The organism is Pseudomonas orientalis, assembly GCF_001439815.1.
Taxonomy (GTDB): domain Bacteria; phylum Pseudomonadota; class Gammaproteobacteria; order Pseudomonadales; family Pseudomonadaceae; genus Aquipseudomonas; species Aquipseudomonas orientalis.
Genome location: NZ_JYLM01000007.1, coordinates 299,202 through 324,634, shown reverse-complemented (window position 1 = coordinate 324,634; position 25,433 = coordinate 299,202). Strand labels below are relative to the sequence as shown.

At 61.7% G+C, this 25,433-nt stretch carries 20 protein-coding genes; 8 read left to right on the top strand and 12 right to left on the bottom strand.

What is annotated here, in order from left to right; genetic code table 11:
• Nucleotides 1–127 precede the first annotated feature (127 nt).
• Nucleotides 128–898, top strand: a complete 771-nt coding sequence (locus TU82_RS18805; protein WP_057724768.1) for a MipA/OmpV family protein — start codon at nucleotides 128–130, stop codon at nucleotides 896–898.
• Between the two features lie 167 nt (nucleotides 899–1,065).
• Here TU82_RS18805 and TU82_RS18800 read toward each other — a convergent pair whose 3' ends face one another.
• From TU82_RS18800 to TU82_RS18780, 5 genes are all read right to left on the bottom strand, one after another.
• Nucleotides 1,066–1,470 carry a DMT family transporter gene (locus tag TU82_RS18800; protein ID WP_057724767.1) on the bottom strand — a complete coding sequence of 135 codons (405 nt, stop codon included), beginning with the start codon at nucleotides 1,468–1,470 and terminating at the stop codon, nucleotides 1,066–1,068.
• Nucleotides 1,467–1,847: a DMT family transporter gene (locus TU82_RS18795; protein WP_057724766.1), complete on the bottom strand. Its 381-nt coding sequence runs from the start codon at nucleotides 1,845–1,847 to the stop codon at nucleotides 1,467–1,469. Before TU82_RS18795 ends, TU82_RS18800 begins: the two co-directional genes overlap by 4 nt.
• Nucleotides 1,844–2,764, bottom strand: coding sequence for an arginase family protein (locus TU82_RS18790; RefSeq protein ID WP_057724765.1), 921 nt, complete (start codon nucleotides 2,762–2,764; stop codon nucleotides 1,844–1,846). Before TU82_RS18790 ends, TU82_RS18795 begins: the two co-directional genes overlap by 4 nt.
• A gap of 218 nt (nucleotides 2,765–2,982) precedes the next feature.
• Nucleotides 2,983–3,636: a DsbA family oxidoreductase gene (locus tag TU82_RS18785; RefSeq protein ID WP_057724764.1), complete on the bottom strand. Its 654-nt coding sequence runs from the start codon at nucleotides 3,634–3,636 to the stop codon at nucleotides 2,983–2,985.
• A 55-nt stretch (nucleotides 3,637–3,691) separates the two neighbouring features.
• Entirely contained in the window at nucleotides 3,692–4,711 is a 1,020-nt protein-coding gene (locus TU82_RS18780; RefSeq protein ID WP_057724763.1) for an alpha/beta fold hydrolase, read from the bottom strand.
• Between the two features lie 182 nt (nucleotides 4,712–4,893).
• On the opposite strand from TU82_RS18780, the gene metR reads away from it, so the two are divergent.
• On the top strand, nucleotides 4,894–5,811 hold the full coding sequence (gene metR, locus TU82_RS18775) for a transcriptional regulator MetR (protein WP_057724762.1): 918 nt from the start codon (nucleotides 4,894–4,896) through the stop codon (nucleotides 5,809–5,811).
• Nucleotides 5,812–6,018: 207 nt separating this feature from the next.
• Here the strand turns inward: metR and TU82_RS18770 are convergent, their stop codons facing one another.
• From TU82_RS18770 to nosR, 3 genes are read right to left on the bottom strand one after another with little or no spacing between them, the layout of a single operon-like run.
• Nucleotides 6,019–6,522 carry a GNAT family N-acetyltransferase gene (locus TU82_RS18770; RefSeq protein ID WP_057724761.1) on the bottom strand — a complete coding sequence of 168 codons (504 nt, stop codon included), beginning with the start codon at nucleotides 6,520–6,522 and terminating at the stop codon, nucleotides 6,019–6,021.
• Entirely contained in the window at nucleotides 6,519–6,935 is a 417-nt protein-coding gene (locus TU82_RS18765) for an NUDIX hydrolase (protein ID WP_057724760.1), read from the bottom strand. Before TU82_RS18765 ends, TU82_RS18770 begins: the two co-directional genes overlap by 4 nt.
• On the bottom strand, nucleotides 6,932–8,245 hold the full coding sequence (nosR, locus tag TU82_RS18760) for a response regulator c-di-GMP phosphodiesterase, NosR family (RefSeq protein ID WP_057724759.1): 1,314 nt from the start codon (nucleotides 8,243–8,245) through the stop codon (nucleotides 6,932–6,934). Before nosR ends, TU82_RS18765 begins: the two co-directional genes overlap by 4 nt.
• A gap of 201 nt (nucleotides 8,246–8,446) precedes the next feature.
• Here nosR and TU82_RS18755 point away from each other — a divergent pair, with 201 nt between their 5' ends.
• The 4 genes from TU82_RS18755 to TU82_RS18740 are packed head-to-tail and all read left to right on the top strand — an operon-like array spanning nucleotide 8,447 to nucleotide 14,505.
• Nucleotides 8,447–10,327: a putative bifunctional diguanylate cyclase/phosphodiesterase gene (locus tag TU82_RS18755; RefSeq protein ID WP_057724758.1), complete on the top strand. Its 1,881-nt coding sequence runs from the start codon at nucleotides 8,447–8,449 to the stop codon at nucleotides 10,325–10,327.
• Nucleotides 10,328–10,346: 19 nt separating this feature from the next.
• Nucleotides 10,347–11,315: a cytochrome-c peroxidase gene (locus TU82_RS18750; RefSeq protein WP_057724757.1), complete on the top strand. Its 969-nt coding sequence runs from the start codon at nucleotides 10,347–10,349 to the stop codon at nucleotides 11,313–11,315.
• Complete coding sequence (locus TU82_RS18745; protein WP_057724820.1) at nucleotides 11,312–13,129, top strand: DAHL domain-containing protein; 1,818 nt, start codon at nucleotides 11,312–11,314, stop codon at nucleotides 13,127–13,129. Before TU82_RS18750 ends, TU82_RS18745 begins: the two co-directional genes overlap by 4 nt.
• Nucleotides 13,126–14,505, top strand: coding sequence for an ATP-binding protein (locus TU82_RS18740; RefSeq protein ID WP_057724756.1), 1,380 nt, complete (start codon nucleotides 13,126–13,128; stop codon nucleotides 14,503–14,505). Before TU82_RS18745 ends, TU82_RS18740 begins: the two co-directional genes overlap by 4 nt.
• 20 nt (nucleotides 14,506–14,525) lie before the next feature.
• Here the strand turns inward: TU82_RS18740 and TU82_RS18735 are convergent, their stop codons facing one another.
• A complete protein-coding gene (locus tag TU82_RS18735) occupies nucleotides 14,526–14,798 on the bottom strand; it encodes a type B 50S ribosomal protein L31 (RefSeq protein WP_057724755.1) in 273 nt (90 codons plus the stop codon).
• Nucleotides 14,799–14,904: 106 nt separating this feature from the next.
• Nucleotides 14,905–15,459, bottom strand: a complete 555-nt coding sequence (locus TU82_RS18730; RefSeq protein WP_057724754.1) for a hypothetical protein — start codon at nucleotides 15,457–15,459, stop codon at nucleotides 14,905–14,907.
• A gap of 104 nt (nucleotides 15,460–15,563) precedes the next feature.
• On the opposite strand from TU82_RS18730, the gene TU82_RS18725 reads away from it, so the two are divergent.
• Nucleotides 15,564–17,183, top strand: coding sequence for an FMN-binding glutamate synthase family protein (locus TU82_RS18725; RefSeq protein ID WP_057724753.1), 1,620 nt, complete (start codon nucleotides 15,564–15,566; stop codon nucleotides 17,181–17,183).
• A 174-nt stretch (nucleotides 17,184–17,357) separates the two neighbouring features.
• Nucleotides 17,358–18,488, top strand: coding sequence for an OpgC family protein (locus TU82_RS18720; protein ID WP_057724752.1), 1,131 nt, complete (start codon nucleotides 17,358–17,360; stop codon nucleotides 18,486–18,488).
• A 543-nt stretch (nucleotides 18,489–19,031) separates the two neighbouring features.
• Here the strand turns inward: TU82_RS18720 and TU82_RS18715 are convergent.
• Nucleotides 19,032–20,444: an amino acid permease gene (locus TU82_RS18715; RefSeq protein WP_057724751.1), complete on the bottom strand. Its 1,413-nt coding sequence runs from the start codon at nucleotides 20,442–20,444 to the stop codon at nucleotides 19,032–19,034.
• 351 nt (nucleotides 20,445–20,795) lie between these two features.
• Nucleotides 20,796–25,388, bottom strand: a complete 4,593-nt coding sequence (locus TU82_RS18710) for a hypothetical protein (protein ID WP_057724750.1) — start codon at nucleotides 25,386–25,388, stop codon at nucleotides 20,796–20,798.
• Nucleotides 25,389–25,433: the final 45 nt, after the last annotated feature.

Sequence of the window (25,433 nt, the reverse complement as noted above, 5' to 3'; positions counted from 1 at the left end):
GGGTGTGGAGAAGATATGTGTTCGGCAAGCTACAATTTTTGTAGCTTGCTACAAACAAGATGAGTGCTTGCGCGCAAGGCGCCGTCTGCGCGTTCATGCGCGCATGAACTCATCAGGAAAGCGCGCCATGTCCACCTTCACGTCTGTTGTATGCGCGGGATTTCTCGGGTTGTGCAGCGTCTCCAGTGCCGCCTGGGCGCAAGGCATCAGCGGCGACGTGGGCGCCGGCCTCAGCTACCAGCCCCATGACCCCACGGGCAGCCGCTACGAAACCCGCCCCGTGCCCTACCTGGACCTGGATTGGGGCGACGTCAGCCTGAGTACCGATGACGGCTTGACCTGGAGCGCGTTGAACACCCATGGACTCACCGCCGGCCCGTACATCAACTACCTCTCGGGCCGTACATCCAACGGCGCGCTGCAAGGCCTGCGCAATGTGTCGGACATGGCCGAGGTCGGCGGGTTCGTCCAGTACGCCCCGGCCGATTTCTGGCGTGTCTACGCGCAGTTGGGCCAGGCCGTGGGCGGTGGGCATTCGCAAAGTGGCACGCTCGGCAAACTGGGCGGCGAACTGGGCTATCCACTGGGTGGCGGGATTATCGGCAGCACGGGACTGGTCGCGCATTTTGCCGATGCGCGCCAGGCCAATACCTTCTTTGGCGTGGACAACAACGAAGCCGCCGCCACGGGCTTTCGGCCTTACAACGCCGGCGGTGGCTTGCAGAACGTGACGTTGAGCCAGAGCTTCGCGTTCCCTCTGGCGCCGCACTGGGCATTGCTGACCAGCGCCAGTTGGGTGCATCTGGTCGGCTCGGTGGCCAACAGCAGCATCGTCAGGCAGGCTGGCGAGGTGAATCAGGGCCAGGTGCAGACGGCGATCAGCTACACCTTCGATTAAAGCCTGCGCAAAAACGCTGCAGATCTGCCTGATATAAGGAGATCAAAATGTGGGAGGGGGCTTGCCCCCGATGGGGGAGTGTCAGTCAGTGCATCTGCGACTGACACACCGCCATCGGGGGCAAGCCCCCTCCCACATTTTTAACCGAGTTGGACATACCAGTCCGGTCAGTTCTCTTCTCCCTCCGCCAACAACGCAATGCCGGTCACAATCACCGCCACCCCCACCCAGTGCAAAACGCTGATGTGCTCCCCCAACCCCAGCCACGATCCCAGCAGCACCGCCACAAATACCAGCGAACTCAACGGAAAGGCCAACGACAAACTGCTGCGCCGCAGGATCAGCATCCACACAAAAAACGCCCCAAGGTAACTGGCAATCGCCGCCAGAATCCCGGGATTGCGCGCCACATCCGCCAGCCACTGCCAGGTGAAATCCATCTGGCCCAACTGATCACCGGCCACCTTGGTAAACAATTGCCCGGCGCTTTCCGTGGCGATCAACAGCGCCCACAGCACCAGCGTGCCAAGACGCCCATGCAGCCAGCCCGTATCGAGGGTTTGCGTATTCATGCCTGGCCTCCCGCAATCGCCACCAACATCACACCGAAAGTAATCACCAGCGTGCCCAGCCAACGCCGCCGGCTGACGGTTTCCTTGAGCACCACCCTGCCCGCCAGCACCACCAGGCAATAGGCCAACGCCGCCAGCGGAAACAGCAGGCTCAACGGCGCGCGGGACAAGGCTTCAAGCCAGACGAAAAACTCGATCACATAGGCCCCGACGCCGGCCCAGAGCAGCGGCGCATTGAACACCTGGCCCCAGAATGCACGCAGGCGAAAACCGCCATCGAGTTGCGGTAAACGGTCCACGCCCAGCTTGAAACACAACTGGCCGATCACATCCAGAACAATGGAAAACGCCAGCAACAGCACCACGGTCAGGGTCATGGAAACAATTCCTCAAACAGGTCGATCAGGGCGGCGTTGGTCGCCGCATTGCGCTGCAGATCCTGCGTGCTCCAACGCTCGGGCGGCGGCTGGTCGGACTTGGCCTCCCAGCGTTTGAAGGCGTTGCTGAAGGCAGGCGCCGCAAACTCGCCGCACACGTCGATGCCAATGATGCGCTTATGCGCCGCCAGTGCCCGCAGGGCCTGGAGCAGGTGACTCAGGCGCATGCCGCCCTGGTCCCAGTTGGTGGCGGCGTCTTCACTGGCCAGCACGTCTTTGTCGAGGGTGATCCAGATCGCTTCGGTGGGCAGGCTGGCAATCATCTGGTCGAGGAAGGCCGCCCAGTCCAGCTCCGCCAGATTGCGCCAGTGCAGGTGGTTTTCCTGCTGTTGGTGCCCGGCGCCATCGCCGATCCGGCCCCAGACCTGCGACGGCGGGTGCTGCCAGGGAAACAGCTGCAATTGCCCGCGTTTGAGGGCGCCAAGGTTACCGCCGCGCAGTTGCGGCTTGTGCAGGTCATCACTGCACGGCCCCAGGGTGACGATGCGTTTGATGGCCGGTATTTTCAGCGCGCGATTGACCCACGACCCACAGTGACGCCTGGGCGCAAAACGCACCCAGTCGGGGTGGTTGTCGAAGTGGATCAGGCTGACGGGTTCCTTCAGGTCGGCCAGGAATGCCGGCGTGAGGTGGTGATAGTCGCCGGAGCCGACGAACAGGATTTCCGGGCGCGCATCGGTGGGCCGTGACCGCTGGGCAAGGCGCTCGACGAAACGTTTCCAGGTTTTTTCGGTGGACCACAAGCGCAGTTTCGGGCCCAGGTCCAGCAGATCGAGGCGCGTGGCCCGGCCGCTGGCCAACCGCTGGGCAATCGGCGCCTGGTCGGTGAGGCTGTGGTCGAGGTCAAGAATATTCAAGGTAATGTTTCACCCCTAATGGCAGCGCCCAGCCGCAGGCCGGATGGGCTTCAGGGGGACAATGCAAGGGGCGGGCCAGCGAAATATTCAAACCTGCACGGATCAAAATGTGGGGGGGGCTTGCTCCCGATAGCAGTGTGTCAGCCAACTGATTGGTGACTGACACACCGTCATCGGGGGCAAGCCCCCTCCCACATTTTTTGATCTTTGCCTGGCTCTTACTTCCTGGCTTCTTCGATGATCTGGCGAATCGCGCCAACAAAGGCTTCGGCCGGCTGGCCACCGCTGACCGCGTACTGGTCGTTGAACACGATGGTCGGCACCGAGGTCACGCCGCGGGTGATCCACAATTTTTCCTGCTCTCGCACCTCGGCGGCATAGTCGTCAGAGGCGAGGATATCGGCGGCGCGCTTGGGGTCCAGGCCGACGCTTTGGGCGATCAGCGCCAGGGTCGCGTGGTCGGAAGGGTCCTGGCCGTCGGTGAAGTAGGCCTTGAACAGCGCTTCCTTGAGGTTGTACTGCAAGCCTTCCAGCCCGGCCCAATGCAACAGGCGGTGCGCGTCGAAGGTGTTGTAGATGCGGCTCTGGCCATCGGTACGGAAGGCAAAGCCCAGTTCGGCGCCCATGTCGCGAATGCGCGCACGGTTGGCCTGGGACTCTTCGGCGCTGGAGCCGTATTTTTCAGTGATGTGCTCGACGATGTTCTGCCCTTCAGGGGGCATCTTCGGGTTCAGTTCGAACGGCTGGAAATGAATCTCGGCCTGTACCTGCGCTCCAAGCTGATCGAGCGCTTCGGTCAGGCCACGCAGGCCGATGATGCACCAGGGGCAGGAGACGTCGCTGATGAAATCGATTTTCAGGGCAGTACTCATGGTGGACAACCTCGCTGGCATTAATGCGCCGCAAAAGCCATACGATACACCACCTCTACAACAGCTTCGAAGGCGCGCTCAGGTCAATCTGCGCCCAGTGCGCGGTATCTTCGCGATGGGCTTGCAGGTAAGGCAGCACCGCCGCCAGCAATGGCGCCTTGAATGCCTCCTGAAAACGATGGGCCAGGCCTGGAATCAACTTCAGCTGGCTGCCCTGGATATGCGCGGCCAGATGAACCCCATGCATCACCGGTAACAACGGGTCGGCGGTGCCATGCACCACCAGGGTCGGCACCCGCAGTTGGTTGAGCAACGGCACGCGGCTCGGTTCGGCGAGGATCGCCATGATCTGGCGCTTGACGCCTTCGGGGTTGAACGCGCGGTCGTAGGACAGCGCCGCCTGATGCAGCAAGGCCTGACGGTCATCCTGCACATTCGGGCTGCCCAGCGCTGCAAGCAGATCGGCTTGCTGCTCCAGGGCGACTTCGCGATTGGGCGCGCTGCGCCGCGACAACAACTGCACCAGCGCGGCATTCGGGGCGGGCAGGCCTTCGGCGCCGGAACTGGTCATGATCAGCGTCAGGCTCTCCACCCGCTGCGGCGCCATCGCCGCCAGGTGCTGGGCGATCATGCCGCCCATGCTTGCACCCAGCACGTGGAATTGCCGCACCTGCAACGCATCCATCAAGCCCACGGCGTCGTCGGCCATGTCGGTCAGCGTATAAGGCGCCGCCACCGGCAGGCCGAGCTTGTAGCGCAGCACTTCAAAGGTCAGGTTGGCGCTTGCCGGCGCCTGGCGCCAGGTCGACAGGCCCACATCGCGATTGTCGTAGCGGATCACCCGGAAACCCTGTTGGCACAGCGCGACGACCACTTCATCGGGCCAGTGGATCAACTGCCCGCCCAGGCCCATCACCAGCAGCAAGGCCGGATCGGACGCACGGCCGATACTCTGGTAGGCGATGCTCACCTTTTCCAGGTCGACCGTTTGGGTCGGGACATTGACATCACATCGAGACGCCGCAAAAGACGGCAGGCCGAACAGTAAAGCGGCCAGTAAAAGCAACACGCGCATGAAAAACACCGAAACGCAGAACCCCAGTAGAGCGCGAGTCTGATGAAGTTTGTTCAAGCGCGCTGCCACAGTTCGATGACAGTTTGATGAAGAGTGCCGGGCGGTCTTGATCGACAGACGGCGGCACATGAGACAAACTCACGCTATTGAGCTTTTTCACACATTATTTTCATGGAGGGCCCGTGCTCGAAATCCGCCATCTCAAGACCCTGCACGCCCTGCGCGAAGCCGACAGCCTGGTGGAAGCCGCCGAACGCCTGCACCTGACCCAGTCCGCTTTGTCCCACCAGTTCAAGGAACTGGAAGAGCGCCTGGGCATGCAGTTGTTCGCGCGCAAGACCAAGCCTGTGCGCTTCACCAGCGCCGGCCTGCGCCTGCTGCAACTGGCGGACGCCACCCTGCCCTTGCTGCGTGGCGCCGAACGCGATATTGCACGGTTGGCGGGCGGCACCGCCGGACGCCTGCACATGGCCATCGAATGTCACAGTTGCTTCCAGTGGCTGATGCCGACCATCGACCAGTTCCGTGATGCCTGGCCGGAAGTCGAGCTGGACCTCGCTTCCGGATTTGCCTTCGCGCCACTGCCGGCCCTGGCCCGTGGTGACCTGGACCTGGTGGTAACGTCCGACCCGCTGGAGCTACCCGGCATCACCTACGTGCCGCTGTTCACCTACGAAGCCATGCTCGCCGTGGCCAACCAGCACCCACTAGCGAACAAGTCATACATTGTGCCGGAAGACCTGTTGACGGAAACGCTGATTACTTACCCGGTGGAACGTGATCGCCTGGACATCTTCACGCGCTTTCTGGAACCGGCCGACGTCGAACCCGCCCAGGTACGCACCTCGGAGCTGACAGTGATGATGATGCAACTGGTGGCCAGCGGCCGTGGCGTCTGCGGCATGCCGCATTGGGCACTGCATGAGTACAGCTCGCGTGGTTACGTGAAAGCCAAGCGGCTGGGCGAGAAAGGTTTGTTCGCCACGCTGTATGCGGGGATTCGGGCGGACATGCTGGATGCGCCGTATATGCGCGACTTTTTGCTGACGGCCAAGGACACGTCGTTTTCCACCCTGGATGGGGTCAGTGCCGTGCGCTAAGCGCCAGTGTTTGCCGGGCCGACGTCTTCGCGGGCAAGCCCTATGTAGGAGCGAGCTTGCTCGCGAAAAACGTCAACGATAACGCGTACTTCCTCAATAAACGCGGCGCCTGTGAGTTTTTCGCGAGCAAGAGCTAGGCGCCCCCCTCGCTCCTACAAAAAGCCTTAACTGACTGGCATTCGGGCAAGCACCCTCCCACATCGGATATCACTGATCCGTCAATTCCCGCCACAGATGGATTTTGTCGAAATACTCATCACCTACCCGCACGGCCAACGGCTCCAGGCCGTACTGAATGAAGCCGCAGCGCTGGTAAAGCGCCAACGCTGCATCGTTGCCGGCAGTGACGGTCAGCTGAATCAACTTCAGGCGCGGATGCTGGCGGGCTTGCGCCAGCGCCGCCTCTACCAGCTGCCGGCCCAAGCCCCTTTGCTGGTAAGCCTGGGTCACATACATACCGAACAAGGTCACCTTGTGCCGCGCCTTTTCCCGAGGCTCGAACGCCAGGCCGACAATACCCGCCAACTGATCGCCCTCGAAGGCGCCAAGCAGCCGATCCAGCGGGTTGTCGAGGCGTTTTTCCCACCAGCTCAACGGCATCGCGGCCCGTTCCGCCACGCTGGACGTGAACGCCTGCGGATAAGCCCCGTAAGCCTCGAGCATCAACGTCCGATAGGCGTGCGCATCGTTGCCGAGCAGCGCGCGGATCATCCAGCGGTTGCCAGCGAATCGCGATAGAACGGCAGGATCACGTCGCGTGTCAGCGGCGCCAGGTGCAGGCCGCCGTCGCCCATGGGATCGATCCAGCGTATTTCTTCGATTTCAGCGGCCGGCGTGACCGCCACGTCGATGCGCAGCTGAAACATCTCGGCCTGCACGGTAAAGCCCGGCTCGTTGGCGGCGGGCGCCGAGAACTGGCCGAGGTACACCGCTTGCGCCGGGTCGATGCGCAGGTTCAGTTCTTCATGCAGCTCACGGGCCAGCGCCTCCACGGGTTGCTCGCCGGCGTCAATCTTGCCGCCCGGCTGCATGAAGGCCAGGGTCCCGCGTTTGCGCACCATCAAGGTCTGGCCGTTTTTATCGATCAGGACGGCGGCGGCGACGCGAATCGTTGAAGGGCTCATATGGGAATCGTTATCTCGTCAGGTTGCTTGATAAATACGCTGTATTTCGCCCCCTCCATCGCCTCGAATGCGATCAGCTTGTCCACCAGCGGCAGGTTCAGCACCTTGCCGGCGTTGAGCAGCAGCATGCCGTTGTCGGCATTGAGGTTGCGCGCCAGCACCATACCGTCCTCCAGCTCGCGGGTGGTGAGGACTTTGACCGTGGGGTCGCCCAGGGTCACATCGCTGAGAAAGGTGGCGCAGGCCTGCACAAAATCCTCGACCAGTTCCGGGTCGTACAGGCGCCCGGCGTATTTGCGGATATACAGCAGCGCTTCGTCGCTGTTCAGGTGCCGCTCCAGGATCAGGCCCTTCTGCAGCTCGATGAAGTCCACGGCCAGCTTCAACAGCCGCGAGCCGGGCGGGATCGCGTCGCCCTTGAGGTGGTCGGGAAACCCCGAGCCGTCCCAACGCTCCTGGTGATGACGAATGATGCGCGCCGCGTCCTTCATCGGCTCCAGAGTCATCAACAGCGACTCGCTCTGGGTCGGGTACTCGCGATAGAGCGCGCGGTCGGTGCTGTGCAGTTTGTCCGAGGGGGCCACCATCATGCTGTCGTTCCAGCTCAGCTTGCCGATGTTGTACAGCGCGGCGGCCATGGTCAGGTCGCGGGTGCTGGCTTCATCAATGGATTGGGCGGCGCAGTACACGCGGACCAATTCGATCAATGCGCGGTTGGTCTGCTTGTCTTTGGGCAGGCGCAGGTTGGCCAGCAAGGAAAACACTTCGGTACCGGTCACGTAGCTGCGCTTGAGCTCGTCGTAGGCCAGGTCGAGCATGTCGGCGGTCTGTTGCAGTTCGGCGGTGCGCGCCGTCACGCGTTTTTCCAGGGTGGCGTTAAGCGCCTTGAGCTGCTCGTGCTGCGCATGGGTGAGACGCTCGAGCCGCTGGTGTTCGAGGGTTTGCTGCAGGATCAGCTGCAACTCTTCGTCGTTCCAGGGTTTGCTGATGTAGCGGTGAATCTGGCCGTCGTTGATCGCCTTGACGATGGTGGTCAAGTCGGCGTAACCGGTGAGCAGGATGCGGCGGGTGCCCGGGTACAGACGGTGGACCTCGGCCAACAGCGTGGCCCCGTCCATACCGGGCATGCGCGCATCGCTCATCACCAGGTCGATGGGCCGGGTCGCCATGATCTCCAGCGCCTGGGCGCCGCTGGTGGCCAGCACGACGTCATAGGGTTGACTGCGCAACAGGCGGCGCAGGCTGTTGAGGATCGATTCTTCATCGTCGACCAGCAAAACGGCGGACTTGGTAGCGAGTTGTTCATCCATGGCGACTCTGCCTTCAAATTAAATCAAGTTAAGCGAAATTGAACCGCTATAACACGCATACGGTGTTGATTTGACGCGAAGTGGCCGTCGATATCAAGGTAACTCAACTATGCTGTCACAGCAGATGTGCACGTCGTTCAGCTGTAGCACCAAGGAAGGAGTCGTTATGCCATCGAACCTTTTGCATCTGCGGAGCGCGCCATGAAGCCGGACTCGGGACGCGCCAACCGTCGCATACTCATCGTCGATGACACCGCTTCGATCCACCAGGACTTTCGCAAGATCCTCTGCGCCGACGAGCACGGCGAGCCCTCCCTCGATACATTGGAGTCGGCCCTGTTCGGCACCGCCGCGCCAGTGCGCCAGGCATTCGAGCTGGACTCCGCCTACCAGGGCCAGGAAGCACTGGTGCTGGTAAACAAGGCACTGCAGGCCAACACCCCCTACGCCATGGTGTTTATCGATATGCGCATGCCTCCCGGCTGGGACGGGCTGCACACCATCGAACAACTGTGGGATGTCGACCCCAACCTGCAAATTGCCCTGTGCACCGCTTATTCCGACTATTCCTTCGAGGCCGTCGAAGCGCGCCTGAAATACACAGACCAGTTGCTGATCCTGAAAAAACCCTTCGACGCTCTGGAAATCCGCCAGATGGTCAATGCGCTGACCTGGAAATGGCAATTGGCCCAGGACGCCGCGCTCAAGGTGATCGGCCTGGAACGCACCATTGAGGAACGCGTACAGGAACTGCTCAAGGTTTCGCACCTGTTGCACTACGACGCCTTGACCGGGCTGCCCAACAGCACGCTGCTCGGCGACCGGCTGACCCAGGCCATCGCCCTGGGCCGGCGGCATGACACGCAACTGGCGGTGATGTTTATCGGGCTCGACCGCTTCAAGCGCATCAACAACGCCCTGGGCTACCCGGCAGGCGACGAGGTGCTCCAACAGGTGAGCCAAAGCCTGGTGACGACGGTGCGCGCGTCGGACTCGGTGTTTCGCTACGGCGCCGACGAGTTCGTGATCCTGCTCAACGACATCCAGCATCCCCAGCAAACCCGGCATATTGCGCAAAAGGTACTCAATGCCGTCAGCGCGACGCGTCACGTCGCGGGGCATGACCTGAGCGTGACCGCAAGCCTGGGGATCAGCATTTACCCCAACGACAGCAGCCACGCGGTGGAGTTGATCAAGCAGGCTGAAACCGCCATGCATACCCGCAAGGAAGGCGGCCGGAACGACTTCAGTTTTTATACCGAAGACATGAACCTGCGCGCCCGGTATCAGCAAAATCTGGAAAGCGCGATCCGCCAGGCGCTGGACCGCGATGAGTTCGTGGTGCACTACCAGCCCAAGCTGAATCTGGACTCCGGGCGTATCGTCGGCGCGGAGGCGCTGACCCGCTGGTTCCAGCCCACAGGCTGCTGGGTCAGCCCTGCCGAATTCATTCCGGTCGCCGAAGACAGCGGTCTGATCGTGCGCCTGACCCAGTGGGTACTGCGCCAGGCCTGTACACAAGCCCAAGCCTGGCGGGAGATGGACCTGGCGCCGCTGTGCATGTCGGTGAATATCTCGGCTGTCGACCTTCGCCAGCGGGACTTCGTCGACAACCTGGGTGCCATCCTGGAAGAGACCGGCCTGCCGCCCGCCTTGCTGGAGCTGGAAATCACTGAGAGCGTGCTGATGCAGCATGTCGACGAAACCGTCGATACCCTGCAAAAGATCAAGGCCATGGGCGTGCGCCTGGCCCTGGATGATTTCGGCACCGGTTACTCCAGCATCACTTACTTGCGGCGCTTTCCCATCGATGTGTTGAAAATCGACCAGTCCTTCGTGCGCGGCCTCAGTGTAAATAACCAGGATGAACAACTGATCAGCGCTATCATCGGCATGGGCAAGAGCCTGGCGCTGAACATCATTGCCGAAGGCGTGGAAACCGTCGAACAACTGAATTTCCTCAAAGCCAGGCAGTGTGAAGAAGGTCAGGGTTTTCTCTTCAGCAAGGCGTTACCGCCCAAGGATTTCATCCAGTTGCTGCAAGCGGACTGCGCGACGCTGATGCCCGATCAATCGCCCTAGGCCTGCAAGGAGTGCTCGCTTGATCAACGTTTCCAATTACCGTTTGGGTCTGCTGCTGGCGTTGTGCCTGGGCACCGGCGCGCCGCTATCCGCCGCGCCCCTGAACGAGGCGCTCAAGCCTTTGCCGGCGGTACCGACGCTGGACCCGGCCAAGGTTGAGCTGGGTCGCCAGTTGTTCAACGAGCCGCGCTTGTCGGTCAACAACCGGTTGTCCTGTGCCAGCTGCCATCAGTTGGAAACCGGCGGGGCCGACAACCAACCGTTCTCCATCGGCTTTGACGGCAAACCGGTGGAGCTCAATACGCCTTCGGTATTCAACGCCAGCCTGAATTTCAAGCAGTTCTGGAATGGTCGGGTGGACACGCTGGAAGCCCAGGTCGAACAGGTCGTGATCAGCCCGGCGGAAATGGGCAGCGACTGGCAAACCGTGGTGCGCAATCTCGCTGCCCTGCCCGCCTACCAGAGCGCCTTCAAGCAGGCGTACCCCGATGGCGTCAGCGCCGCCAATGTGCAAAACGCACTGGCGACCTACGAGCGCACGTTGCTGACACCCAACTCGCGGTTTGACCAATACCTGCTGGGTAACACCGAGATCCTGACTACGCGGGAAAAGTACGGCTATCAACGCTTCAAGGACTACGGCTGCATCGCCTGCCACCAGGGCGTGAACATTGGCGGCAACATGTTTCAGAAATTCGGCGTGATGGGCGACTACTTCAAAGTGCGCGGCAATCCGCTGGAGTCCGACCTCGGACGTTACCTGCTGACAAAAGACGAAGAAGACCGCCACGTGTTCAAGGTGCCCAGCCTGCGCAACGTAGCCGTCACTGCTCCCTACTTCCACGATGCCTCGGCCAAGACCCTGGAAGAGGCAGTTGACGTGATGTTCAAGTACCAGTTGGGGCGCAACCCGTCCCAGGAAGACAAGGACCTGATCATTCAGTTTCTCAAGACCTTGACCGGCGAATGGGCGGGCAAGCCGCTATGAGACGATTCGCCCGCCGCCGTGCCAGCCAGTTGCTGCTGAGCCTCATGACGTTGCTCCTGGCGTCGACCCTGGTATTTTTGTACCTCAAGTCCTCCCGCGACCAAACGGCCACCTACACCCAGTCGCGGGACCTGATCCGCCAGCTCCAGCAGCTCAATGCCCAATGGGACAGCGAAGTGCTCAAGGCCCGGATTGCGATCACTCACGACTACGATCCACTGGTCACGCCACTGACGCAGATGACCCGCATCTGGGCGGAACTCGAGAGCCGCGACACCTACCACAGCACTACCGACCTGCCGGCTTGGCACGCCAGCCAGGCGGCATATCAGACGGCCATCCAGGAAAAAGCCCGGCTGGTGGACCAGTTCAAATCCCACAACGCCGTGTTGCGCAACTCACTGGCGTTTCTGCCGACCGCCGAAGATGACATCCAGGCCCAGTTCAACAGCATCGACGATGAAGGCCGCCTGCAACTGCAGGGCGTGGCCACCGACACCTACGACCTGCTGCTCAGCAGCCTGGAGTTCGCCCAGGTCACCAGCGACGAGCGCGCTGCCGATATCCTGGTAGGCCTGGGCAAGCTGGCAATCAACAAGCAGAGCCTGCCCAGTGACTTCCAGGCGCCGGTGGATATTCTGAGCAACCATATTTCGCTGATCCTGCGCGAACAGCCGGTGGTCAACAGCCTGCTTGAGCGGATTGCCGCCGTGCCCGTGGCCGAACGCCTCGACGCGCTGACCACCCACCTCAATCAGGACCAGCAGGCCGCCGACCTCGTCGATCATCAATACCATCGCTACCTCTTGGTGTTCTCGACGTTGCTGGTGCTGCTGCTGCTCTACCTGGCCGTGCGCCTGCTGCGCAGTTTCGCCGAGATCAACCGCGTCAACCGCGCCTTGCAGTCGGCCAACGAAACCCTGGAGCAACGGGTGGAACGGCGCACGCAGCAACTCAAGGATGCCCAGAGCGAGCTGCTGGACAGTGCCCGCCAGGCGGGCATGGCGGAAATCGCCACCAATGTGCTGCACAACGTCGGCAACGTGCTCAACAGCGTGAATATTTCCGCCGACCTGGTCACCCGCAAACTGCGCAGCAGCAAGGCCCAGGGCCTGGGCAAAGCCATGCAACTGATCAACGCGCATCAGGGCGACCTGGGCACCTTTCTCACCGAGGATGAAAAGGGCAAATTGCTGCCGGGCTACCTGAACCAACTGGTGGAGGCGATTGCCATCGAGCAGCAAGGCATGAGCGAGGAATTGACGCAACTGAGCAAGAGCGTCGACCACATCAAGGACATCGTTTCAACCCAGCAATCCTATGCCGGCGCTTCCTCGTTGCTCGAGCCCGTCGACATCGGCGCGCTGATGGACGACGCCTTGCGCATGAACGCCGGCGCGCTGAGCCGTCACCATGTCATGGTGGTCAAGCAGTACGCGCCGGTGCCGCAGATCCTGGGGGACAAACACCGGCTGCTGCTGATCATGGTCAACCTGATCAGCAACGCCAAGTACGCCATGTCCTCGCTGTCCGAGCGGCCACGGCAAATCACCCTGACGGTCGAGCAGACAGATGACGAAAGGCTTCAGATCAGCGTGAAGGACGACGGCGAAGGCATACCGGCCGAAAACATGACGCGGATCTTCACCCACGGGTTTACCACCCGCAAGGAAGGCCACGGCTTCGGCCTGCACAGCTGCGCGCTGGCCGCCGTGGAAATGCACGGCCAGCTCACGGCCCACAGCGACGGCCCGGGCCTTGGCGCGGTGTTTACCTTGACGATTCCCTTGACCCTGGCAGGAAGTACCGTATGAACCAGCCTCCCAACCGGCGCGTCCTGCTGATCGACGACACACCCTCCATCCATGAGGATTTTCGCAAGATCCTGATGCCCGACGCACAAGCCAACCAGGCGCTGGACGATATGGAGTCGGCGCTGTTCGGCGACACCGCCAGACCGCAGGCCCAGGCATTCGAACTGCATTGTGCCTATGGCGGTGAAGAAGGCCTGGGCCTGCTGACCACCGCCATGGCGGAAAAACGTCCCTATGCCCTGGCCTTCGTTGACATGCGCATGCCCCAGGGCTGGGACGGCGCGAAGACCATCGAACACTTGTGGAAAGTCGCCCCTGACCTGCAAGTGGTGGTCTGCACCGCCTACTCGGATTACTCCTGGGACGACCTGCTGTCTCGCCTGGACGCTTATGACCGCGTGCTGATCCTGAAAAAACCGTTCGACAACATTGAAGTCCAGCAAATGGCCAATACCCTGGCGAATAAATGGGACATGGCCCGGCGCGCTTCCCTGCAAACCTTGCAGTTGGAACAACTGGTGGAACAACGCACCCAGGCGTTGCAACTGGAAATCAACGAGCGCAAGCACCTGGAAAGCCAGCTGGTGCAGTCGGAGAAGCTCGCATCGCTGGGACAACTCGCCGCCGGCGTGGCCCATGAGATCAACAACCCGGTGGGTTTCATTTCGTCCAACCTCAGCACCCTCGAGAGCTATTTCAACCAGTTGCAACAGATGCTCGAGGCTTATCAGCACAGCGAAGCGTTGATCCCGCAGCAGGAATCACGCGACCGGCTCGATGCATTGCGCATAGCGCTGGAACTGGACTTTCTCAGGGAAGACATCCCGGTGCTGATTCGCGAGTCCAAGGACGGCATTGGTCGCGTGGTACAGATCGTCAAGGACCTGAAAAACTTCTCGCGGGTGGATAACGACCAGACCTGGCAGTTCGCCAACCTGCAACACGGCATCGATTCAACGCTGAACATCGTCGCCAGCGAACTCAAGTACAAGGCCGATGTGATCAAGCACTACACGCCGCTGCCGGACATCGAATGCCTGGCCTCGCAGCTCAACCAGGTGGTGATGAACCTGGTGATCAACGCCGCCCAGGCCATGGGGCCGGAGCGCGGCACCATCACCATCAGCAACGGCGTGGACGGCGACACCATCTGGCTGGAAGTGGCGGACAACGGCTGCGGCATTGACTCCGACACCGTGCAGAAAATTTTCGACCCGTTCTTCACCACCAAGCCGGTGGGCGAAGGCACCGGGCTGGGGCTGTCACTGTCCTACGGTATCGTCAAGAAACACCGTGGGGATATCTCGGTCAGCAGTGAGCCGGGCAAGGGCACGACGTTTCGCGTGGTGCTGCCAATCCGGCAGACGGCGGCGTAGGGGTACGCCGCCGGCCGTTCTTATTCGTCGGCTTTTTTCGGGCTTGAGCCAAACGACGCGAAACGCTTGTTGAACCCGGCGATACGGCCTTCAACCTGGGTCTTGCGTTGCTGGCCGGTATAGATCGGATGCGAAGCGCTGGAGACGTCCAGCGGGATGTACGGGTAGGTGTTGCCATCGCTGTGTTTATGGGTGCGATCACTGTCGGCGGTGGAGCCGATCAGGAAGAACACGTCGGCGGCGGTGTCGTGGAACAGCACGGTGCGGTAGTCGGGATGGATACCAGCTTTCATAAGGCCTCCGGGGCGTCTGGGTGTTTTTAATTTGTTATACAGTAACATTAATTACACACCCAAACGAGAACGTATTGCAATAGCCCAGTAAGCGAATGGGCTGTTATCACGGATGTTTGGCGCGTAGCGCGGTGACCAGGCTCACTGCATCCGACACCTCATGCAATCCGGTTTTGACCGAGCCCGGCGTGGCGTCGTTCTTTCTCACCGCATCGAAGTAACCTTTGGCAACGGCCTTGTAATCCCCAGTGGCCGCGCCGACAAGCGCCTGGTCAAAACCATCTGCGCAGGTTTTATTGAACCCGGCCAGCGCCCCACTGACAGCGCTCTCGCCATTGGACTTGGCCTTTGCAATGCCCGACAACACGTTACTCATGCCGGGGATAAACCACAGATTCTTGCCGGCCTCAGCGGCAAACCGTTGAAATTTTCCCGGTTGAGTCCCATCGCGGTTCACGTGGGAACCCTCGTGCCGAGCAGGTCTGATCCGCTGCTCGGGTTGAGCGGCAGACTGTTCACGGCCGGGCGCCAGCGGCAGGCCTTGATTGACAAGGGAATGGGCGGAAACAGCAGACGAGATCGGCATGAGCGATGACTCCAGGTGCGTGAGAAAGCGGGCGTCCTGCACGGATAGTGGCCGCCTTTCACCCAACAGTTCCATGGCTTGCGCCTGCGCGCCAGAGCCTTCAATCCCTTGGCGCTTGTTTGAGTACAGGCGCAGAATGGCGGATCGACCTCAAGAGTCCGAACCAAGGAAAAAACCGTATGAGCCTGTCGTTACTAAGCCGTTACGCGTTCTTTGCCGCATGCGTCATATTCACCCTGGCCAGCCTGCCCTTCATCGAACATGAATGGCTGTGGCCCCTCACGCTGGTTACCGGACTGCTCAGCCTGATCGGCATTTTCGACCTGCTGCAAAGCCCCCACGCCGTGCGCCGCAACTACCCGATCCTGGGCAATATCCGCTATCTGGTGGAAGCCATCCGCCCGGAAATTCGCCAGTACCTGCTCGAATCCGACAGCGATGCCCTGCCCTTCTCCCGGGCCCAGCGCTCGCTGGTGTATTCACGCGCCAAGAACGAAACCGCCGACAAACCCTTCGGCACCTTGATCGACGTGTATCAGTCGGGCTTCGAGTTCATCGGCCACTCCATGCGGCCTGCACCGCTGAGCGACCCCAGCGCCTTTCGCGTGATAGTCGGCGGCCCGCAGTGCACACAGCCGTACTCGGCGTCGGTGTTCAATATTTCGGCGATGAGCTTCGGCTCGCTCAGTGCCAACGCGATCCGCGCGCTGAATCAGGGCGCCAAACTTGGCAACTTCGCCCATGACACCGGCGAAGGCAGCATCAGCCCCTACCACCGTGAAAACGGCGGCGACCTCACGTGGGAACTGGGCAGCGGCTACTTCGGCTGTCGCACCAGCGATGGCCGTTTCGACCCGCAACGCTTTGCCGTGCAAGCGCAGGACCCGCAGGTGCGCATGATCGAAATCAAGATGAGCCAAGGCGCCAAGCCTGGCCATGGCGGGATTTTGCCCAAGCACAAAGTCACCCGGGAAATCGCCGACACCCGCGGCATCCTGATGGGCGAAGACTGCATCTCGCCGTCGCGCCACAGTGCGTTTTCCACGCCCATCGAACTGATGCAATTCATCGCCCAGTTGCGTGAGCTGTCCGGCGGCAAACCAGTGGGTTTCAAGTTCTGCCTGGGCCACCCGTGGGAATTCATGGGCATTGCCAAGGCCATGCTCGAAACCGGCATCCTTCCGGACTTTATCGTGGTCGACGGCAAGGAAGGCGGTACCGGCGCCGCCCCCGTGGAATTCACCGACCACATTGGCGTGCCGCTGCGCGAGGGCTTGCTGTTCGTGCACAACACATTGGTGGGCCTGAACCTGCGCGACAAGATCAAGCTTGGCGCCAGCGGCAAGATCGTCAGCGCGTTCGACATCGCCAGTGTGCTGGCCATCGGCGCCGACTGGGCCAACTCGGCACGCGGCTTTATGTTCGCCATCGGCTGCATTCAGTCGCAAAGCTGCCACACCAACAAGTGCCCCACCGGCGTCGCCACCCAGGACCCGTTGCGCCAGCGCGCGCTGGTGGTTCCCGATAAGGCCCAGCGCGTGTTCAACTTCCACCGCAACACCCTCCATGCCCTGGCGGAAATGCTCGCCGCCGCCGGGCTCGATCACCCATCGCAGCTGTCAGCCAAGCACCTGGTGCGACGCATGTCGGCAACCGAGATCAAACTGTTCTCGCAGTTGCACGTATTCCTCAAACCGGGCGAACTGCTCACCGGCGCAGTGAACGGCGAGTTCTATTCGCGCATGTGGCAGATGGCACGGGCCGATAGTTTTGAACCGCATGAAGTGGCCGCTGCCTGACTCGGCCAGCGGATGCCTGCCCGGCCTTCGGGCAGGCCATCGAGACATTCGGTAATACCCGGACTTTGCAATTGCTTACAAATACCGCCAACCTGCGCCCGCCCGACGCGTGGCGTACGAAAACGCCCGCGCTCGCCAATTTTCATTCAACAACCTGTTCAAGAGCCCGCAGCCATGCTGAACGGACGCGACCCGCGCATCGATTTTTTTCGGGGCCTGGCGTTGATCTTCATTTTCTGGGATCACGTGCCCCACAACCCCCTGGCCCATGTCACGGTGCAGAACTTCGGGTTCAGTGACGCCGCCGAAATCTTCGTGTTCCTGGCCGGCTACGCGGCGGTGCTGGCGTACGGCAAGATCCTGCAGCGCGATGGCTATTTCATTGCCTGTTTGAAAATCCTGCGCCGGGTGTGGACGCTTTACGTGGTGCATATTTTCCTGCTGGCGCTGTTGATGGGCATCGTGATTTTCGCCAACAGCCATATCGAAACCCGCGACCTGGTGCAGGAAATGGGCCTGGAGTATTTCCTCAACAATACCCAGCAGGCCCTGGTCGATGAGTTGCTGCTGCGCTTCAAGCCCAACCTGACCGACCCGTTGCCACTGTATATCGTGCTGATTCTCAGCCTGCCCATCACGCTGCCCTTGCTGTTGCGTATGCCAAGGGTCGCGGTGGGCATTTCTGTGGCGGTCTACCTGCTGGCGCCCTGGCAGGGCTGGAACCTGCCCGCCAGCAACGGCGGGGTGTGGTACTTCAACCCGATCACCTGGCAGTGCCTGTTTATCCTGGGCGGCGCAGCGGCCTTGCGTTCGGCGTCCCCCGCCGAGCGACGCCCTTTGCTGCGTCAACCGCTGTTCATCGCGGCCGCGGCTTATGTGCTGACGACGTGCGTGATCACCCTGTCGTGGCGTTGGCCCGAGGTGCACGATGCCTGGATGCCACGCCTGATCGGCGAATGGCTGTACCCCATCAGCAAGACCGACCTGTCACCCGTACGCCTGCTGCACTTCCTGGCGCTGGCCTATGTCACCGCCAGATTGCTCTCCGGCGTCGACTGGACGCAGCAGTGGTTGGCGAGGCAACTGGCGCGGATGGGACGCTACTCTCTGGAAGTATTTTGCCTGGGGGTGGTACTGGCGCCGTTGGCGGATATGGCCAACGCGCTGACCGGCGATACCTTCGCCATGCGGACAGTTACCGCGCTGGTGGGGGCAGCCATGATGATTGCGTTTGCCGCGTGGCTGGCGTTCAACAAGCAAGTGGACCAGCGCAGGGCCGCTACGCTCCAGCCGCCGGCTGTCTAGCACAACTCTGTAGAGCCCAACCGTAACCACGATGCGAAGCGAGTCGCTCTTGATCTTGATCTGCTTTTGATCTCAGGCGCCCCGTTAAACCACGCTGGCCGAACGCAGGCTTGAATCCGTGGGTAACCCGGCAGGACGCCGGGTTAGCCGCACTGGGCCATGGATGGCCCATTGCGGCGGCCCACGGATTCAAGCCTGCGTTCGGGCACACCGAGCCCAAGCGAGGTGCCGAGTGGTGGGGCAAGAGCGTTTTGCTTACTTTTGACTGGGCCGGCATTCCGGCTTTTCAAAAGTGAGCCGCTGTAAAAGCGGAACCCTAAGTGGCCGTTACCGCAGAAACGGATATGTACTCGGTCTGATCCAACATTCTGGTCGGTCCTGAGGCCGCCATCGGGGGCAAGCCCCCTCCCACATTTGGACCGGGATCGACACAAAATTCTGGTCGGCTCTGAGGCCGCCATCGGGGGCAAGCCCCCTCCCACATTTGAGCCAGGATCGACAAGCCTGCTCCCCTATTTCCCGGCTCCGGTTCGGCCTCAGGGATCAGGCGGCTGAACGCTCCGCTGCCTGAGTCGGCTGCAGTTTGAACACGTAATACAGCACGGTCAGCAGCACCAGAAACGCAGGCCCCACATACAAGGCCACGCGAGTCTCCGGGAAGTACGCCATCAGACCCACCACCAGCAGCAGGAACGCCAGCGCCAGGTAGGAACTGACCGGGTACAGCCACATGCGGTATTTGAGCGCCGCTTGCTCGGTCGGGCTCAAGCCCTTACGAAATTTGAGCTGCGCCAGCAGGATCATCAACCAGGTCCAGATCGCGCCGAAGGTGGCGATGGAGGTCACCCACACGAACACCTGGTCCGGCACCAGGTAGTTGAGCAGCACGCCCAACAGCAAGGCGAAAATCGACAGCAGCAACGCTTTACGCGGCACGCCGTTGCTGGACGTGGTGCCGAAGGTGGCCGGGGCCTGGCCATTCTGCGCCAGGCTGTAGAGCATGCGTCCGGTGCTGAAGATGCCACCGTTGCAGGACGACAACGCGGCGGTAATCACCACGAAGTTGATGATGCCCGCGGCAGTCTTGATGCCCAGGCGTTCAAAGGTCATCACAAACGGGCTGCCCTGGGTGCCGATTTCATTCCACGGGTAGATCGACAGAATCACGAACAGCGCGCCCACGTAGAACAGCAGGATGCGCCAGAACACCGAGCCGATGGCACTGGGGATGGTCTTCTGCGGGTTGCGTGCTTCACCGGCGGTGAGGCCGATCATCTCCACGCCCAGGTAGGCGAACATCACCATCTGCAACGACATCAATACGCCTTGCACGCCGTTGGGCATGAAGCCGCCATGGGTCCACAGGTTGGAAATACCCAGCGCTACGCCGTCATTGCCGAAGCCGAAGGCAATGATGCCGACGCCGCCGATGACCATGGCGATGATCGTGACGATCTTGATCAAGGCAAACCAGAACTCGAACTCACCGAACGCCTTGACCGCGATCAGGTTGATGGTGCCCATGCTGATCAGTGCCGCCAGGGCCCAGATCCAGCGGGGCGTGTCGGGGAACCAGACGCCCATGTACACCGCGACGGCGGTGATTTCCGCGATGCAGGTCACCAACCACAGGAACCAGTAGTTCCACCCCGTGAGAAAGCCTGCCAATGGGCCGAGGTAATCCTGGGCGTAACGACTGAACGAACCGGCCACCGGATTGTGCACGGCCATTTCGCCGAGGGCGCGCATGATCACCAGAATGGCCAGGCCACCGATAATGTACGAGAGCATGATCGCCGGGCCGGCCATTTCAATGGCCTTGGCCGAACCGAGGAACAGACCGACACCGATGCAGGCGCCGAGCGCCATCAGGCGAATATGCCGTTCACCGAGTTCGCGTTTGAGCGGACCGCCTTGAGCGGTCTCGCCAGGGGGCAGTGGTTTGCCGACAGGCATAGGGATACAACCTCATTTTGTTATTGGATTTGGCCACCGAGCCTGGGCGTATCCGCGGGTGGGCCGATACGCCGGCTGGACCGGACTTGCCTCATGGGCACATCCGCCTGGCGCGCCTGAGGCGGCCAGGTCAGCGGGCATGCAGTATAAAAAGCCCACGTCAGGGCTTTTCACTCAATAAACAGGGAAATTTGGCGATAAGCCCCGAGAAAAACCGATTGCACGGTGCAAGCACCAAGCGTCTAGATCGGCCTTCCCGGCGCAAAACGGCGCAGATTATTGCATAACTGGTCAGGATCGGGCGCGGCTCTCGCTCCCGATGCCGATCAAATGCAAGAGCTGCCGCGCCGTTCAGTCCACACTGAAAAACAGCCGTCTGGCCAGCACGCGGGAAATGGTTGCACGGTCGATCTCCAGGGTTTGCTGCACGCGCCCGGTCTGGCCGCTGCGTATCCGCGCGAACGCCAGGGCTTCGGCCTGGGCCTGGGCCTGGGCCTGGCGCCCCAGGCGTTGCTGTTCGGGGCTCTTGAGGTGTGCGGCCGTGTAGTGATCGTCCGGGCCAAGGCGGTTTTCATAATGAAAATGCGCATAGCACAGCGGTTGCCCGGTGTGCGCATCCACCACCTCATACACCTGCAAAAAATCCCTGGACTTGCCCTTGAGGCGTACACGGGCGCCCTGTCGATGAATGCGCACCTCATTGAGCCCCTGCAAAAAATCCACATCTTCGGCCCGCACCAGCTTGAGTTTGCTCGCACGCACACGGGCCTGCACACCGGCGGCGTCCAGGCGCATCGCCGCTGCGCGCAGGTCGCTGGCACGCACCCTGGCGTTGGTCCGCTGGGTGGCCGCCAGCCGTGAAACATCCAGGCTGCGCAATTTCCTGTCGATATCCGCCGCCGCCATGCGCCGGCTGTTAGCCTGCGCCGTCAACAGGGCTTGCAGGGATTCGGGCTCACAAATATCAGACATGCCTTGTACCTTCTGTATCGCTTTGTCGACGTCCGCCAACAAACGCTGGCCCTTGTTCATCAGGGCGCCCAATTGCGGATCGGCCGCAGGCGCCTTGCCCGGCGGCGCAACCGCGTCCCACACGCCGTCATCGGCTTCAGTGAAGGTGGCGATCACACTGCCCTTGTCATCCACCAGTTCCGCCTTGCCGGCAGGGGCCTTGACCCTGGCTACGTAAACGTCGCGGTTGCGCGTGCGGATGAGTTTCTTCTGCCGGCTGGCGCCTGCGACCGGCGTCTTGACCGCGCTCGCGCCGGGCTCGGGGGCCAGCAAATCAGCCAATTGCTGGTCAACCTGACTGTGCAGGCCGGACAATAAGGCCTGTAGCTTTTGCAGATTGGGCAAGTCAAACGTGTCCGGCGCCATGGCGCGCCAGAACTGGATATGGTCGTCGGTCACGGCATAAATGCGACCGAGGCTTTTAAGCACTTCGATGCGCTCCTCGCGGGTGGCCGGCCAGTGTTCCAGGTCGGCCAGTGACCGGCTGGCCCAGCGTGCGCGATTGATTACCTGATTCAGGCTCTCGAAAAATTCCACCTCCAACGGAGCGCCCTCGATGCGAATGGTGACGCCCCACAGGGTCGTCACTTGCAGCGCTTGCAGATCCAGGATCGAGGGCCGCGCGGCCAATTTCCCGGACAGCGAGCGGGCTTTGTCACGGCCCAGGCGCGGCACGCTGTTGAGCTGGCTCATGTAGGTATTTTCCAGGCTGCGCCACTGAATCGCGGCGTCCTCGGCAGCCACCTGAGCGCGCATGTTCCTGTCCAGGTCGGCATGCGCCTGGCGATTGAGGTCGGAGCCGGCCTCGTCATCGCTCTCCGACTCCAGCACCTGCAACAGCGGCTGGATCCGGCGATTGATCTGCAGCATGTCGTCGCGGGTATGCACATCCAACAGTTGCAGGGACAGAATCAGCGATTCCAGTATCTCGCACAGTTCCTGTTCGTAATGCGGCCGTGGCTTGATGTCCCGCAGTTGCATGAGCAGCTGCAGCTCCTGCTGGGAAAAACCGACCTTGCTCCGCAATTCCGTGCGATACCGCTCGCGCAGCCGCGCAAGCTGTTCATCGCTGATCCTGCCCGATGATTCACGCATCAGGTTACGTGCAACTTCCATCGCCGCAGCGGCCCTGGCGCGGGCGCGACCTGCGTCACGGTATTGCTGCTCAAGGCTCGGCACCGACACCTCCAGTGCCTGCATTCCCGCCTCGATCGCCGCATCGGCATTGCCGCCGCTCAAACGCAATTGCCCGTCAAAATCCCAGTGGCCGTCGCCCAGCGCTTTCAACCAGGGGCCGCGTTGCGTGCCGTCTGCGCTGATCACTCGCAGCGCGTTCGACGCCTCCTGTACCCGATACACATGACCACGCACCAGGGCCTGCCATTGCGGCGGCGAGAAGGATGTATCACGCCGCAAGCCTCTACGCGGGCCGGTTTGCTCGGCCTTATCCCATTCTCCGGAAAAAGCCCTGAGGCTCAGTTTGCGCGCCAGTGCATTCTGCGCAGCGGTCAAGTGGTTACGCGCATTGCTCCAGCGGGTCGGTGCATAAAATGCCGCTGGCGTGGGGATGCGAGTCGGCACCTTCGCGGCGGGCTTGGCGCGGGCCAGAGGCCTGAACACCGGATGCTCCAGTTGCAACGGCAGATGCGGGTCGTGGGACGCGGCCTGATGCGCAAGGACCACCATCAGGTTGCTCAACACGTCCGTGACCGCTCTGTTCCTGGCCTGCTCATCGTCACTGGCCAGGTCCTGGATATCCTGTTGCAGGCTGACGACCATCTGCAGCAACCATCCGCCCAATTGCAATGACTCGCCGGCAAAGGGCAGGACATTGCCGAACAGCAGCCAGCCGACCTGCTTGAGGTGCGCCCAGCGCTGTTCGGCATTCGACACCGATTGCCGGTCGGCCAGAGTCACCAGCGCCTTGGCGGTACCCTGGAATACCAGGCTGCAGGCATCCTCCCCGCCCAGTTGCTTGCCGAGTTGCGCCGGGGCGGGCTGTTCATAAGCGCTGAACTCATCGCCCGACAAAAAGCGGCGAATATGCGGCTCGTGGAAACCACCGTTGGCATACACCGCACGGCGTGCCGGCTCGATCCAGGTCAGCACGCTGTCCTGCAACAGGCCCGGCGCCCTGATCGCATCGAACAACAATTCGATCGACTCGTACTCCTGCAACATCGGCTCAAGCAACGGCCGATAGAGCAGATGCGCGCCGGCCTGCCCAACTTCTGGGCCGATGACGTAGTGGCCAGCCACCTCATCGACCCCGGCCTGCGCCGACGCCTTGAATGTCAACGGCCACAGCGCCATCAGCTGGCCTTGCATCTGGCGTTCGGCCACACCGGCTTGCAGCGCAGCCTGCACACGCTTGAAGCCGTCCAGGGTCAGGCCGTGCTCGCCCTTGATCTTCAACTCCAGCGCCAGCATCGGCAGTTGTACGCGTAACAGGCGCGTGAACAACTGCAAGCGGCGCGTACTTTCCCCGGTATCTTCAAGCAGTTTTTTCTTCAGCAGATCCGGGTAGGCTTGACCGACATCGGCTTTTTCCACGCAATCGCGCAGCAGCTCATAGGTCAGCCACTTGGGCGCAACGGCGCCGTTCAGGCGGATCTCAGTGACGGTATGCGCAAACCCGGCCAGGTTCTCCAGCGCCAGCTCGGTCAGGCTTACAGTGACCGGATCGACCTCACCCGCGATGAAACCTCCGGGCACCGGCACGGCGGCGGCAATCACCTGGTTGAAGGTCAGTTGAATATCGGCAGGCCGCACGTTGCGCGCCGCCGGGTGCGCGCTCAGGCAGGTCTGCAACGCGTCCTCGGCAAACTGGCGAATAGAGCCGATGCCGTCGAGAAAGTGTTGCCCGCCGTTTTGTTCGCGGGCCAGCACCAGGGCCTGGAACAGGCGTGCATAGGCGATGCTGTCTTCATCGTCGGCCTCGGCCAGCCACAGCGGCATGGCGTTGCGCAGGCTCCGCTGGCGCGCGTTCAGGCTGAGGGCGAACCAGCGCCGTGGATCGGTGATGTAGCTCAGCAGCGCCTGATGCTGCCCCGGCGCAAGCGCGAGGTTGCGGTCAATACCGTCGATGTCGCGCAGTTGCCGTGCCAGATAGCTGGCCGCCAGGGCATCGAACGGATCGCTGTCGACGTCCTCGACGAACCATCGCTCAATCGGCGTTCCCTCGGCGGCATAGGCCGGCAACAGCGCCGCGACGTCGTCCACGGCATCGAGCGGATGCAGACCACTGGCGGGGCTGAACAGCAGGCGCTGCCGGCCGTGAATGAGGATCAGCACCGGCAGCATTTCAACGGACGGACCCGGCAGGTACACCGCCTGCACTCGCAGCGCCTTACCGTGGGCACTCCACTCGTGATCCGGACGTATCGGGCGCAGGAGGTTTTTCGGGAATAAAGTGGCAAATTGTTGATCACTGTAGCCCGGCGGTTTGGGCGAGTCGTATAGCAGCGCCAACAGGTCGTCCGACAGATAGCCCCAGCGCGTCATGTCCACCGGCAGGTCTTCACGCCACCAGGCTTGCAGGCGTTGCGCATAAGCGCCCAGCAGCAGCGTACCGCAGCGATTGATCAGCCCTTCCAGCTCAACCAGGCTCGGACCACCTTCGGCAAACACTTCGCGCACCCGTAGGGCAACCACATGATAGTCAGCTACCAGCCACACCGGCGCGGCGCGGGCCAGGCGTTGCAGCAGCCACTCGGGCAAGGCCTGGTAAACGAGGGTGCCGTCACTGTCCGCGGGCGTAGCAATATAAATCAGCCCGGCTTGCCACCTGCCTGCGGCCAGATGCTGATCCAGATAGGCCTGGGCACTTTCCTGCGCAACCGCCAGCAACGACGGCGGCTCGCGGAACAAGGTTTCGATTTGCTCGATAGTGGTTTGGCGCGGTGAGTCGGCTGCTGGGGTGGAAGCGGTCATGACAAGGCTCTGAGGGCAGTTAAAACCAAACGCTAACCGTCGCCG

What these genes read in the sequence shown, in the direction of transcription:
- TU82_RS18805 (WP_057724768.1), top strand. Translation starts at nt 128, where the DNA reads ATGTCCACCTTCACGTCTGTTGTATGCGCGGGATTTCTCGGGTTGTGC.
- TU82_RS18800 (WP_057724767.1), bottom strand. Translation starts at nt 1,470, where the DNA reads ATGAATACGCAAACCCTCGATACGGGCTGGCTGCATGGGCGTCTTGGC.
- TU82_RS18795 (WP_057724766.1), bottom strand. Translation starts at nt 1,847, where the DNA reads ATGACCCTGACCGTGGTGCTGTTGCTGGCGTTTTCCATTGTTCTGGAT.
- TU82_RS18785 (WP_057724764.1), bottom strand. Translation starts at nt 3,636, where the DNA reads ATGAGTACTGCCCTGAAAATCGATTTCATCAGCGACGTCTCCTGCCCC.
- TU82_RS18780 (WP_057724763.1), bottom strand. Translation starts at nt 4,711, where the DNA reads ATGCGCGTGTTGCTTTTACTGGCCGCTTTACTGTTCGGCCTGCCGTCT.
- TU82_RS18770 (WP_057724761.1), bottom strand. Translation starts at nt 6,522, where the DNA reads ATGATCCGCGCGCTGCTCGGCAACGATGCGCACGCCTATCGGACGTTG.
- TU82_RS18765 (WP_057724760.1), bottom strand. Translation starts at nt 6,935, where the DNA reads ATGAGCCCTTCAACGATTCGCGTCGCCGCCGCCGTCCTGATCGATAAA.
- nosR (WP_057724759.1), bottom strand. Translation starts at nt 8,245, where the DNA reads ATGGATGAACAACTCGCTACCAAGTCCGCCGTTTTGCTGGTCGACGAT.
- TU82_RS18755 (WP_057724758.1), top strand. Translation starts at nt 8,447, where the DNA reads ATGAAGCCGGACTCGGGACGCGCCAACCGTCGCATACTCATCGTCGAT.
- TU82_RS18745 (WP_057724820.1), top strand. Translation starts at nt 11,312, where the DNA reads ATGAGACGATTCGCCCGCCGCCGTGCCAGCCAGTTGCTGCTGAGCCTC.
- TU82_RS18740 (WP_057724756.1), top strand. Translation starts at nt 13,126, where the DNA reads ATGAACCAGCCTCCCAACCGGCGCGTCCTGCTGATCGACGACACACCC.
- TU82_RS18735 (WP_057724755.1), bottom strand. Translation starts at nt 14,798, where the DNA reads ATGAAAGCTGGTATCCATCCCGACTACCGCACCGTGCTGTTCCACGAC.
- TU82_RS18730 (WP_057724754.1), bottom strand. Translation starts at nt 15,459, where the DNA reads ATGGAACTGTTGGGTGAAAGGCGGCCACTATCCGTGCAGGACGCCCGC.
- TU82_RS18725 (WP_057724753.1), top strand. Translation starts at nt 15,564, where the DNA reads ATGAGCCTGTCGTTACTAAGCCGTTACGCGTTCTTTGCCGCATGCGTC.
- TU82_RS18720 (WP_057724752.1), top strand. Translation starts at nt 17,358, where the DNA reads ATGCTGAACGGACGCGACCCGCGCATCGATTTTTTTCGGGGCCTGGCG.
- TU82_RS18715 (WP_057724751.1), bottom strand. Translation starts at nt 20,444, where the DNA reads ATGCCTGTCGGCAAACCACTGCCCCCTGGCGAGACCGCTCAAGGCGGT.
- TU82_RS18710 (WP_057724750.1), bottom strand. Translation starts at nt 25,388, where the DNA reads ATGACCGCTTCCACCCCAGCAGCCGACTCACCGCGCCAAACCACTATC.